Source organism: Paenibacillus ihumii (assembly GCF_001403875.1).
Taxonomy (GTDB): domain Bacteria; phylum Bacillota; class Bacilli; order Paenibacillales; family Paenibacillaceae; genus Fontibacillus; species Fontibacillus ihumii.
The window spans coordinates 2,422,737-2,435,305 of record NZ_LN884299.1 but is presented as its reverse complement, the minus strand read 5'-3'; the positions used below and the strand labels follow the sequence as shown (position 1 = coordinate 2,435,305).

Below are 12,569 nucleotides of genomic sequence, written 5' to 3'. Positions count from 1 at the left end.
AGAAGGGAAGGACGGGGAGGCTGCAGAGCGGGAATACAGTACGGCAACCCTAGTGAAGGAAATTTCGAGAGGACAAATCCGTAAGGAATGAGGAGATGATCTAGGATGAACAAGGAAACGGTTCAATCGGCACATCCGGCCGAATCCATGCGCAAGATCCTGGGCGGGGCATTCGTGATCGAGGATTTGGACATCAGGCAACTGACGACGCCGGAGGATTTTACGGAGGAGCACCGCATGATCGCCGAGACGACGGAGGAATTCGTTGCGGCAGAGGTGCTGCCGCGGGACGAAGAGATAGAGAAGCTGGATTACGAGCTTACGGTGAAGCTGCTTCGTAAAGCCGGGGAGGTCGGCTTGCTCGGCGCCGAGGTGCCGGATAGCTGCGGCGGGATGGGCCTGGATAAAGTGAGCGCGACGCTGATCAGCGAGCGGCTGACGAAGGCCTCTTCGTTTGCGCTCTCCGTTGGCGCGCACGTCGGCATCGGCACGCTTCCCATCGTGTATTTCGGGACGGAGGCGCAGAAGCAGAAATATTTGCCGCTGCTGGCCTCCGGCGAGAAAATTGCCGCTTACTGCCTCACGGAGCCGTCATCGGGATCGGATGCGCTTGGCGCGAAGACGACGGCCGTGCTGTCTGAAGACGGTTCGCACTACGTGCTGAACGGGACGAAGCAATTCATTACGAATGCGGGCTTTGCCGACGTATTTATCGTATATGCCAAAGTGGACGGCAAGCAGTTCAGCACATTTATCGTCGAACGGGAGATGGAGGGCGTCAGCATCGGGCCGGAAGAGAAGAAGATGGGCATTAAGGGCTCTTCCACCTGCCCGCTCATTTTGGAGGACGTGAAGGTTCCAGCCGGGAATCTGCTCTGGGAGGTCGGCAAAGGCCATCTGATCGCCTTCAACATTCTGAACATCGGCCGCTTCAAATTGGCCGCCGGCTGCGTCGGCGCAGCCAAGGACGCAATCCAGTACTCCGCCAAGTACGCCAACGAACGCTCCCAATTCGGCCGCCCGATCAGCTCTTTCCCGCTCATTGGGCAGAAGCTGGCGGACATGAATATCCGCACCTTCGTTCTGGAGAGCATGGTATACCGGACGGCGGGCTTGTTTGACGTCGGTCTCTCCGGGGTAGATCATCAGAGCGAGGACGTCGGCTACCAGTCGGCCAAGGCGATCGCCGAATATCAGCTGGAATGCTCGATCAACAAGGTGTTCGGCTCCGAGGTGCTGGACTTCGTCGCCGACGAGGGTGTGCAGATTCACGGCGGCTACGGCTATATTCAGGAATATCCGATTGAGCGGATATACCGCGATTCCCGGATTAACCGGATCTTTGAGGGAACGAATGAGATCAACCGGCTGCTTATTCCGGGGACACTGATCAAGCGGGCGCTGAAGGGCGAGCTCCCTTTGATGGAGAAAGCGATGGCTCTGCAATCGGAGCTGCTGGGCATGGTGCCGTCCTCGTCTTTTGAAGGCATCCTGGAGCAGGAGGCCCATCTGCTGGCTATGGCCAAGAAGATATTTCTGATGAGCGGGGCGGGTGCGGTGCAGAAATACCAATTGAAGCTGGAGCAGGAGCAGGAGATCCTGAGCCTGCTTGCAAATATGATGATATCGATCTATGCCATGGAAAGCGCCCTGCTCAGAACCCGTAAAATTCTCGAAGCATCCGGCGAAGCGAAGGCCGGGCTTCCGATCGCCATGACCATCGTGTTCGTGCATGAACAGTTCGCACAGCTGGAGATCTGGGCGAAGGAAGCGCTGGCGGCGATGGAAACCGGGGATATGCTGCGGACGCAGCTGTCCGTACTCAAGAAGCTGACCCGCAGAACGCTGGCTGACGGTATAGGCTTAAAGCGGCAAATTGCAGGTAGAGTCATCGCTGCTGAGAAGTATGTTGTGTAACAACATCCAAAGATAGGGGTGCACGGCAATGTCAAACAAACCCTGGCTGAGACATTATCCCGCTGAAGTACCGCCGAACTTTGAATATCCTGCACATAATCTGGCCAAATTCCTGGTAGATTCCGCTGGACGTTATCCAGAGAAAACCGCTCTTGAGTTTATGGGCGCAAAAATAAGCTACGGCACGCTGCTCGATCAGTGCTATCGGTTTGCGAATGCGCTTCGGAAGCTGGGCATCGGGAAGGGAGAGCGGGTAGCTGTGATGCTGCCCAATTGCCCGCAGGCCGTGGTCGCCTATTACGGCACGCTGCTAATGGGCGGGATCGTCGTAATGACGAACCCGCTGTATATGCCCCGGGAGCTGGAGCATCAGCTCAAGGATGCCGGCACACGGATCATTGTCACGCTGGATGCCCTCGTTCCCCGTGTCAAAAAAGCGATGGGCGGCAGCGGAGACGGGCTTGATTATATCCTCGTTACGTCTGTGAAGGATTATCTGCCATTTCCTAAAAACGTGCTGTATCCGATCAAAGCCAAAAAGGACGGCATGTACGTGAAAATAGACTATAGCGACCGGGTGCTTCCCTTCAAGGAGCTGCTGAAGGAAGCCTCGGCAGAGCCTAACGAAGCTGCAGTAGATGGGAAAGAGGACTTAGCGCTGATTCAGTATACGGGAGGCACGACAGGCTTCGCAAAGGGCGTCATGCTGACACACGCCAATTTAGTAGCGAATACGCTGCAAACGCATTTATGGTTCTACCGCGGCCGCACTGCGGAGGAGAAATATTTGGCGGCACTTCCGTTCTTTCACGTGTTCGGAATGACAGTGCTGCTGAATAAAGCGGTATATATGGCCGGCACATTGATTCTGATGCCAAGGTTCGAGGTGGATCAGGTACTAAAAGCCATCGAACGGCAGCGGCCCACGGTATTCCCGGGCGCGCCGACGATGTACGTAGCCATTATCAATCATCCGGAGGTTAGGAAATATGATTTGTCCTCCATCAATGTGTGCATTAGCGGCGCAGCCCCGCTGCCGCTGGAGGTTCAGACGAGGTTCGAGGCCTTGACGGGAGGCAAGCTGATTGAAGGGTATGGCTTGACGGAGGCGTCGCCCGTTACGCATGCCAACAACATTTGGGAGAAGCGGAAGAACGGCTCAATCGGCATCCCTTTTCCGGACACGGAAGCCCGGATCGTCATCCCGGATACGCTGGAGGATGCGGCGCCGGGGGAAATCGGCGAGCTGGCCGTCCGCGGACCTCAGGTCATGAAGGGCTACTGGAACCGCCCGGAGGACACGTACAAGGCCTTGAAGGAAGGATGGCTGCTGACCGGAGACCTCGGGCGCATGGATGAGGACGGCTTCTTCTACATTCTTGATCGGCGCAAGGATCTGATCATCGCTGGCGGATATAATATTTATCCGCGTGAGGTGGAGGAAGTGCTTTTCGAGCATCCCGATGTGGCCGAGGCCATCGTTGCCGGCGTCTTCGATCCTTACCGCGGAGAGACGGTGAAGGCTTACGTCGTTCTGCGCAGCGGGGCATCGCCGGATGAAGAGTCGCTGAAGCAGTGGTGCAAGGAGAAGCTGGCGGCATATAAAGTGCCTAAAATTTATGAATTTCGCGACAGCCTTCCGAAGACGCTTGCCGGCAAAGTGCTTCGCCGCAAGCTGATTGAGGAAGAAGGCGGGGAACCACATTAATCGAATTCATTGATCCCGGCGGAAGGGAGAACATGCTATGCATGCGGAAGCGGAAGACAAAGGCGCCCTGCAGCGCCAAATTGAGAAATGGAATGCCATGGCCAAGAATACGTTCTGGGATTACTTAGGCTGCGAAATCGCGGAGCTTCATGAGGGAAAAGTCATCGTGATCCTGGACATCCAGCCTCATCACCGCAATCTGATCGGCATCGTTCATGGCGGAGTATATGCGACGCTCGTCGATTCGGCCATGGGACTGGTCGCCATGCTTGCGCGTCCTGAGGACAGCGTCGTGACGACCAATCTTGGCATGAATTATGTGGCAAAGGCCGAACAGGGGCGCATCATCGTGACGGCGGAAATCGTCCACAGCTCCCGCAAATCCATTTCGACGCAGGCATTCGCCCGACTGGAGAGCGGGGAGCTCTGTGCGTTCGGCACCGGAACGTTTCGCGTCATTCGCGGATCGGGGTGAAGCCCCCTTCTCAGTTCATATAGCCAGTTAAAAACAAACCGACCTCTAGTCCATAGTGAGTTCCGCCAGCAGGCTCGATTCGAGGCAGCTCCGTGAAATCCAGGATTTCACGGGAATGCCGATTGAAGATGCCTCGGATGATCCGGCAATATGGACAGGGTCGGTTTATTGTCATTTATCCCGCTTCTCCAGCCGATCCCGGAAATAAATGAACTTGAAGGCTAGGAAAATGATAGCCAGGAAGAAGCCGGCCGTGAGCACGTCGATCAGTACCGCTTCGTAATAAATGGATGAAACAGAGGTCCATAGCCTGGCTGCCGTCAGACCGGCAAAATAGGCGGTTAATATCATTAGCGTATCGGCAAGCGGTCGATACCATTTCTGCTTCCGTCTCCAATACGTGCGTGAAACGACTATGCTTATGACGGTCAAGATGCTGATCACCGGAGACGGCGAGCTGTCGGGGAACATCTCTTCCTCAATCGGCCAACGAGGCACCCACAGCATGGCGGCCAGAAACAGGGACAATAGAACGATGAACAGCATCGGCCGGAAAATTCGGCGGTCATTCGCAGCATGCTGGCGTGTGCGGCGGAGCATCATTTCCGTACTGCGCCAAATCGGGATATTGTTGCGGCGCCTCGTTTCGATGTCCGACAAGGCATCCATGGACATTAGCGGCGTTTTATCAAGCTCGTGATATCCGCTGCTGAAATCCGCCGCCGAAGCTTCGCTGACATTTTGATGCGTATGGAATAAGGGAATGCCGTGCTCCCGGAGCTTGCTTACCCACTTCGCCAATTCGTCGCGGCTGCCCAGTCCAAACAGCATGTAATCGATGTTCCCGTGCTCATCCTTCCACTGCATGATCACTTGGGCGCTGATGATGTAATAGCCGGGAGTATTCGCCGTCCCCGATGAAAAATAACGCGTTTTGCGCCCGATGAGAACCTCCTGCATGCGCTGGTACGGGAGCAGATGCTCGTCTTCTTGACCGCTCCTCCTATTTTTGAAATATGTATAATATCCATCATCCCTTAGCTCGCTGACAAATATAAAGTCGGTATGGAGCCTGCTGCCAAGGATCATCATTCGCACGGCCCATACGATGACTGCTCCTATAATCAGACATAGCGGCGCCCCGAGCCAGTCCCCCTCATAGATGAAGTAGCCGCCCAGGATGAACGCTCCCGCTCCGATCAGCGCGATAACGGAAATGATGACGATGTGGGCGATTTTTGCCCATTTCGGAATTTCGTTGGAGTATTTCAAGTCTTCCTTGCTGCGCATTTCAATCAAATCGCCAAACCTCCTGTTTCTGTGTGATTTATGTTATAAATGATGTTATACGAGCATGCAAGAGGGGAGTTTCGCAACATGGCCCAAAATAGGACTATAGTCTGTTTCAGCTTGTGGAAAAGTTTAAAAACAGATCGCAGCCAAGCTCACTTGACATGCTGCTGAAAAATTAATATCCTTCTTAATATACCTATAGGGGTAAAGGTACAGGAAAATTGCCTTATTTATATGGGCAAACGACATAAAGTCAAACGATATGTAATCAAACGACGCCTGAATCGGATCTATGGAGTGGGGATAGAAAATGAGAAATGCAAAAGGCGTTAGTTCCATGCCTGCATTCTAGAACGGAGGGAATCAAATCGGAACCATAGCACTTGGGCCGCTGATGTTAAGAGCGGATTTGCTCATTTTTCTGCTGTCGGCCGTCATCGGTTATGCTGTTCTGGCCATCCGGCTCCGCCATGATGAAAAGGGCGGCTGGATTAAGGATACGTATGTTAATGCTCTGGGCATCGGATTTATCTTATGGAAATTCAGCCTGCTGTTCTTTGAGCCGCGGGAAGCGCTCGCTAATCCGCTGTCGCTGCTCTATTTTTCGGGAGGGCAGAGGGGGGTATGGCTTGGGGCGCTCGTTGGAATAATCTATTTGATCTACAGAGGCTATAGGAATCGGCCGGCTATCCCATTGCTTGTTAAATCGGCGGTCTTAGCCTATAGTGCCGTTCAAGCCGCTAGATTTACACTGTTCATGCTTGAGGAAGGCAGTGGAGGGTGGGAAATCCCGCTTTCTGCGCTATTATCGGCCGCCCTGGGGGTTGGCGCCTGGCTGAAGCTGGCGTCTCCTGTCCGGTCGTTTGTGCCCCTCGTTCTGTGGTACAGTATCGGCTCTGCGATTATTCCTTTCTGGAATGCGAATCGTCATATCGCAGCGGCAGGCTTTTCGCTGGAGCAGCTGTTATTCATTCTTCTGGCGGTGTCGCTGCTGATTCTGGATTCCTTCTGGATTCGCCGGTAATCAGTCTAGCGCACGGATATGGAAACGGGTAAGGAGGCGGAGAATATAATATGAGAAGAAATTGGATCGCCATGATCGTGCTCCTTGGCTTAATCGGTTGGGGAATTTATGATTATGCCGGAAAAGAAAATACGCAGCCGGGTTCGAAAATGGATGAAGCGATTCCAGTCGGTCTAAAGGTTGGCAACCGCGCGCCGGATTTCACCCTGCAAAATCTTGATGGGGAAGAGGTTCAGCTGTCGGATTACCGCGGGAGGACGGTGATGCTTAATTTCTGGGCAAGCTGGTGCCCTCCCTGCCGGATAGAAATGCCGCATATGGAGAGGTTCTACGAGAGGTATGCCGAGAAGGGTGCTGTCGTGCTGGCCGTTAACATGACCCATCTTGAGGAAGGCAAGGAGCATGTGGAGTCTTTTCTCGAGGAGTTCGGGCTAACGTTCCCGCATGCGGTTGATGAGACGGGACGCGTCACCGAACAGTATCAGATCATGGCATATCCTACGACGTATGTCCTTGATTCAGAGGGCGTGATCACGCAGAGGTTCCAGGGAGCGATTGATTATAATATGATGAAGGAAGCCTATGAAAAAGCAGCAAAGTAGGTGCTGTGAATATGAGTCTGGGAGGGAAATGATGCATAACGACGCTGCAGCTCTGTCTCCTCATCTATATTCGCTGCTGAGCGGTAAGAATTTGCCGGACAAGCAGCACGAGGCCTTCATGCTCCTCACTGTTACGGAGCAGAATTGGCCGCATACGGCGATGATCAGCGCAGGTGAAATCGTGGCTGTAAGCCGGACGACGCTCAGGCTCGGTTTATGGGAGAATACGGTTACAGCCCGAAACATCGTCCGTACGGGACAAGCTATGCTGGTGGCTGTTTCTGCTCAGACCGCATGTTATGTCCGGATGTCGCTGAAGAGACTTCCCGATCTTGCGGAAGCCAAGCATCCGCGAACGCGGTTTGAGGCTATAGTGGCAGAGTGCCGGGAGGACAAGGCGAAATATGCCGATATTATCTCCGGCGTGCAAATCCGGCTTAAGGAGCCAGAGATGGTGATGGAGCGGTGGAAAGAGACGATTGAGGAACTGAAAGCTTAAAATCCGTTCATTGCAAAATTTTATGACACCTGTCATCTCTTCAGGCATGACTCCCGTGTCTATCGTAATGACCTCCTGACTTTTAAACTGGATATGAAATATATTCAGAAAGATCTGGAGGGGCATCTATAATGAAAAAAGTATCCTACGAACGAATCCGGCTGCTGGATATTCTGCGGGGATTTGCCATTATCGGCACGCTCGGGACGAATATCTGGCTTTTCGCCCATCTTGGCAATACGGACTACCTGTTCACCTATGCGCATTATGATTGGTGGGCATCTGCAGATGTACTGATCCGTTACATCACGCTGTTTCTGGTCAACGGCAAGCTGCTGGGGCTGCTGACCATTCTGTTTGGAGCAGGGCTGGAGATACAGTTCGGCCGGTTGCAGAGCAGACAGAAGCGCTGGCCGGGGCCTTATCTCTGGACGACTGTGTTTTTGCTGCTGGAGGGGCTGCTTCATTACACGCTCGTGCTGGAATACGACATTCTGATGAGCTACGCCCTTACGGCTGTCATTGTCGCCTTCATCGTGAAACGGGGAGACCGCGCCATCAAACGAACCATGTGGATCACCGGCATTATTCATGTATTGTTCGTATCCTTGCTTTTTCTTGCCAGTCTGGCCCTGTACCTGGTCGATGGCGGCCTGTCCATGAACATGGCTGGCAGCACGGAGAGTCTGTACAGCACCGGAACATGGCTGGAGCAAATCGTCTTCCGTATCGAGAATTTTGCGGTATTCCGCCTGGAAGCGATATACGTGCTTTTCCTTAATATTTTCCTGTTTCTCGCTGGGGTGCGCCTCATGCGGGCGGGGGCGTTTCATCCGGACGAGAAGGGGCGGGCCATACGCCGCCGCATGCTGAGGATTGGACTGGGGGCAGGCATACCGCTTAACCTGCTGCTGTTCGTGCCGGGCGGAATCTTTGATTTTCCGCTGCGCTATCTTTTTGCTCCGGTCATGTCGATCGGTTATATTGCTCTCATAGCTTTATTGACGGAGCGATTCCACCGCTGGAGGCTCTGGGCCGTACTGGAACGGGTTGGGAAAATGGCACTCAGCTGCTATGTGCTGCAAAATGTGCTGGCTTCCGTCGTTTTTTACGGATGGGGATGGGGTCTCGGCGGTAAGACAGGTTCGCTTGGAACCGTGGCAATTTGGCTGTGCATCAGTCTTTGCCTCTCATGCTTTGCCTGGCTCTGGCTCAGCTTGTTTAAGCAAGGGCCCCTTGAGACAATCAGAAAAATTATGGTAAGGCGGCTATCCGCCAAAGAGAGGAATCATGATTCGAAAACTGTATCCGCCTGATCAAATCGAGCACTATCTCACTATCGACGTCATTGTCCTGGTTACCCTGGCTTACTTGACGATCGTAATTGACCGGCCGCTGGGATGGGGAGCGGCCATTCTTCTCTATATACTGATGCTAGTCTGCTTTTATGTCGCATTGTGGCAGCGCGGATGGCTGCTGGTGCTAGCGGCCTGGGCTGGACTTGGCATCATAACTGTTTATTCGATTTATTACAGCAGCTGGATGATTCTGTACGGATTTGTTTACGCGGATCTGCTTGGCCGGGCCCGCTCGGACCGGATCATGTGGGCGGGAATGGCCGGTATTGCGGCCATGTTTCTGGTCTCGTATACGGTATTGTATGGAGAAATCTTGACTTTTGTCATGTCGCCGATGATGCCGTTTCTTATCCTTCAGCTCATAATGCCCTATATTATCCGGACGGTCGAGCATTCCCGGAGGCTGTCCTCCAAGCTCCATGCTGCTAACCGCAAGCTTGAGCGCTATATCCAGGAGGAGGAAAGGAACCGGATTGCCCGTGATCTTCATGATACACTGGGGCAAACGCTGACGATGATCAAAATGAAGAGCGAGCTCGCTTCCCGGTTGATGGACAAGGATACCTCGCGGGCGCGCTCTGAAATCGATGAGATCAAAATCAGCGCGCGTCAGGCGCTGCAGCAGGTGCGCGAGCTGGTGACATCGATTCGGCATGTAACGCTGCAGGATGAGCTTCGTCATGCGCTGCAGTTGCTCTCGTCCGCCGGTATTACGGTAGATCACGAACGGTTTCAGGGAACTCCATCCCTAGGCAGTTCTGCAGAGACGATGCTGGCGCTCTCCCTTCGCGAAGCGGTGACGAATATCGTCAGGCATAGCGGCGCAGACTGCTGCAGCATTCATGACGATGTCGGCGAAGACAGCTACAGCATCACGATACAGGATAACGGCAGAGGCCTGCAGCCAGAGCAGACGGAAGGCTTCGGCCTGCCGTCCATGCAGGAGCGGATGCGCCAGGTACAGGGGCACGCTCTGATTGCTCCGGCTCCTTCTGGCGGAACTATCGTGAAGCTTCGTGTTCCGCTTTCGGTTGCCCCGTACAGTAAGCGCGAGAGCTAGAGAGTTTATTGTAGTTGTTTATTGTAGTCATCGTTCCGGTTAGAGGAGGTTATCGCATTGATTCGAATCGTTATAGCGGAAGATCAGCATATGCTGCGGGGCGCTTTTGCTTCCCTGCTGCAATTGGAGGAGGATATCGAGATCGTTGCCCAGGTATCGGATGGCCATGAAGCATTGAGCATGATCGAGGCCTGCCGGCCGGATCTGTGCCTGCTCGATATCGAAATGCCGGGGCTCACTGGCCTGGAGGTTGCTGCTGCCATAAGGCGAGCGGGGCTGGCCTGCAAAATTATGATTGTCACCACGTTTGCAAGACCGGGCTATTTACAGCAGGCGATGAGTGCATCTGTAGATGCTTATTTGTTGAAGGACGAGCCGATTGAATTTTTGGTAGAGGCTATTCGCAAGGTCATACAGGGCAAGCGGGTAGTCAGTCCATATCTGGCCGATTCCCTGTTTGCTCATGAGGATAATCCGCTAACCGAACGTGAGCGGGAGGTGCTGCGGCTGGCTGCGGATGGGGCCTCCACCCGCGTCATAGCGAATACGCTATATTTGACAACAGGAACGGTTCGGAATTACCTGTCTTCCGTCATCCAGAAGCTCGAAGTAGAAACGAGGCATCACGCTATAGCCAAAGCTCGTGACCGCGGCTGGATCTGAAGATAGGTAAGGTAAGCACACTATAACGCTGTTGTTTTGACTAACCTAATCGAGCAGGCCACTTCCGAAGGAAGTGGTTTTTTTGATTGGCCCAAGAAGTGTATATTTATCTGTTGATGATCGTTAAATTTGGTAAATTATAACGAAACTTCCAGCGGAATATGTAGTCTAATTTGGTGTAAGCCCATATCCTGGTTCTCCCGGAGGTGATATCGGCAGCTGCAGCTTGCTATATCTCAAGCTTCAATCACAGATGGAAGGAGAATAATGACATCCTAACCCTTTTTAAGGTCTCTTAATGAGACCGGTCATCATGAATATCTAGAATGTCTGGTTCACCCGGGTACAGTCATACATTCTTAAACCCTGGAGGAGAGAATTATGAATAAGACGAGTGCACTGTGGAATCCAAGGATATTCATCTTGCTGCTAGCCATAACGGTCGCATGGACTCTGCCGGCGGGACAGGTCGCGGCCATAGAAGCGAGAGGGACTCTGGAATGGGAACGGTCTTTGGGAGCAAGCCTGAGGCTGCTTGATGTGTCGGAAACCGGAAATGGGTATTCCGTGGTCGGCTTGAACAGGAATAATCATTCTGTGTATTTGGCGAAGCTCCATGCCGACGGAACGGTTTATTGGGAGAAGGAGCTTGAGCTTATTGCCGCTAACGGCAAGCGGGCGATACCTGCGTCGGCTGGCACAACTCGGGATGGAGGCTATATTGTAGGAGCCACTGTAGATGGATTTCACTATCGCTATAGCGATTATTATACGGCCAAAATTAGCGCTGAAGGCAGGATCGAGTGGAGCTCTGAGTACTTATCAGGGTCACATGCTTCCTTTAATCAAATTTATGAGGCCAAGGATGGGGGATATTTATTTCTCAATACTACGGAGGTTTATTTAGCCGATTTTTCCAAGACAACCGTAGGGAAAATGGAGGCAAACGGTGAGAACCGGAGAGAGAGAACCATTGCCAGCGGAAGATTCACATATCCATATGCTCAACAGATTCTTGAATTAAAGGACGGCGGCTACCTGGTAGCCGGAGGCAAGGATCAAAAATTCTATACATGGAGCTTGGCCGATGATTTTACCATTGTGGATGAGCAGGGACATGCGGCTCTCTCTACAGGAAGAGCGGCAGCCACTGCCGATGGAGGCTACACTTTGGCTGGAACGCAGCAAGGTTATATCACGCTGTATATATACAGTAGCCATCAAGAACCTAATATCGTCCCGCTTGCTTTGACAGGGCAGGTTCGCTCCCTCTATGAGACGGCGGCCGGAGGTTATTTATTGGGTACCTCCCAAGGCGTATATCAGACGAATTCAAGCGGGGAAATTCTATGGCAATATGAGGCCAGCGGTCTGAGTAAGGCTATTCCGGCATCAGACGGGGGAGCCGTGGTTCTCGCGGAAGGAAAAGTAAGCAAGCTTGGCAGCGGCCTTGAGACGCTGGAATTTGACTCTGACAGCTACAGCCTTCTGGAAGGACAGACCCTTGATACTGTGATTACAGTCGTCTACGGAAAGGACAGAATCGTCATATCTAACCTGGGGGAAGTGACGTTCTCCTCGGACGATGAATCCATCGCAACGATAGACTCCTACGGGAATATTACGGGCCATAAGTCAGGCTTGACCACGATAAGGGCCGTGCTGGACGGTAAAGCAGGCTCGGCGCAGGTCTATGTATTCAAAATGTATAAGTCTTTGCAGCTGGATTCCAGCGCATATCGCGTAAATATCGGGGAGCCGATCGATGTGGTCGTTTCTTATTATGAAGGGGCGAGCCGAAGTATTGTGACGGGGGAGAGTGTATTCAGTACAGGCGATCCTTCGATTGCAACCGTGGACGAAGCGGGGAAGCTTATAGGCTTGAAGCGGGGGCAGACGATTCTGACGGCGGCCTATAACGGTTTGGAAGCCGAAGCCACGATTGAAGTATATTGAATGGGCATGATTAC

Annotated in this window: 11 protein-coding genes; 10 read left to right on the top strand and 1 reads right to left on the bottom strand. The window is 53.0% G+C overall.

Features of this window, described 5'->3' with window-relative positions:
- Positions 1 to 105: 105 nt before the first annotated feature.
- Genes BN2762_RS18060 through BN2762_RS18050 form a run of 3 tightly spaced genes read left to right on the top strand, consistent with a single transcriptional unit; the run spans position 106 to position 4,100 of the window.
- On the top strand, positions 106 to 1,917 hold the full coding sequence (locus tag BN2762_RS18060) for an acyl-CoA dehydrogenase family protein (RefSeq protein WP_055108285.1): 1,812 nt from the start codon (positions 106 to 108) through the stop codon (positions 1,915 to 1,917).
- Positions 1,918 to 1,945: 28 nt separating this feature from the next.
- Positions 1,946 to 3,625 (top strand): long-chain-fatty-acid--CoA ligase, encoded by a 1,680-nt coding sequence (locus BN2762_RS18055; protein ID WP_055108284.1) that lies wholly within the window; start codon positions 1,946 to 1,948, stop codon positions 3,623 to 3,625.
- A 37-nt stretch (positions 3,626 to 3,662) separates the two neighbouring features.
- The gene (locus BN2762_RS18050) at positions 3,663 to 4,100 is read left to right on the top strand and encodes a PaaI family thioesterase (RefSeq protein WP_083485011.1); all 438 of its coding nucleotides are present in this window, start codon (positions 3,663 to 3,665) and stop codon (positions 4,098 to 4,100) included.
- A gap of 171 nt (positions 4,101 to 4,271) precedes the next feature.
- Here BN2762_RS18050 and BN2762_RS18045 read toward each other — a convergent pair whose 3' ends face one another.
- On the bottom strand, positions 4,272 to 5,399 hold the full coding sequence (locus tag BN2762_RS18045; RefSeq protein ID WP_055108283.1) for a hypothetical protein: 1,128 nt from the start codon (positions 5,397 to 5,399) through the stop codon (positions 4,272 to 4,274).
- Positions 5,400 to 5,787: 388 nt separating this feature from the next.
- On the opposite strand from BN2762_RS18045, the gene BN2762_RS18040 reads away from it, so the two are divergent.
- The 7 genes from BN2762_RS18040 to BN2762_RS18010 all read left to right on the top strand — a co-directional run bounded on the left by BN2762_RS18040 (position 5,788) and on the right by BN2762_RS18010 (position 12,555).
- Entirely contained in the window at positions 5,788 to 6,417 is a 630-nt protein-coding gene (locus BN2762_RS18040; protein ID WP_055108282.1) for a hypothetical protein, read from the top strand.
- A 50-nt stretch (positions 6,418 to 6,467) separates the two neighbouring features.
- Positions 6,468 to 7,019: a peroxiredoxin family protein gene (locus BN2762_RS18035; RefSeq protein WP_055108281.1), complete on the top strand. Its 552-nt coding sequence runs from the start codon at positions 6,468 to 6,470 to the stop codon at positions 7,017 to 7,019.
- A gap of 31 nt (positions 7,020 to 7,050) precedes the next feature.
- Positions 7,051 to 7,518 carry a hypothetical protein gene (locus BN2762_RS18030; protein ID WP_055108280.1) on the top strand — a complete coding sequence of 156 codons (468 nt, stop codon included), beginning with the start codon at positions 7,051 to 7,053 and terminating at the stop codon, positions 7,516 to 7,518.
- Positions 7,519 to 7,649: 131 nt separating this feature from the next.
- Positions 7,650 to 8,834, top strand: a complete 1,185-nt coding sequence (locus BN2762_RS18025; protein ID WP_055108279.1) for a DUF418 domain-containing protein — start codon at positions 7,650 to 7,652, stop codon at positions 8,832 to 8,834.
- Positions 8,809 to 9,936, top strand: a complete 1,128-nt coding sequence (locus BN2762_RS18020; protein WP_055108278.1) for a sensor histidine kinase — start codon at positions 8,809 to 8,811, stop codon at positions 9,934 to 9,936. The genes BN2762_RS18025 and BN2762_RS18020 overlap by 26 nt, the downstream gene beginning before the upstream one ends.
- A 57-nt stretch (positions 9,937 to 9,993) precedes the next feature.
- Complete coding sequence (locus BN2762_RS18015; protein WP_055108277.1) at positions 9,994 to 10,599, top strand: response regulator transcription factor; 606 nt, start codon at positions 9,994 to 9,996, stop codon at positions 10,597 to 10,599.
- 381 nt (positions 10,600 to 10,980) lie between these two features.
- Positions 10,981 to 12,555, top strand: coding sequence for an Ig-like domain-containing protein (locus tag BN2762_RS18010; RefSeq protein ID WP_055108276.1), 1,575 nt, complete (start codon positions 10,981 to 10,983; stop codon positions 12,553 to 12,555).
- Positions 12,556 to 12,569: the final 14 nt, after the last annotated feature.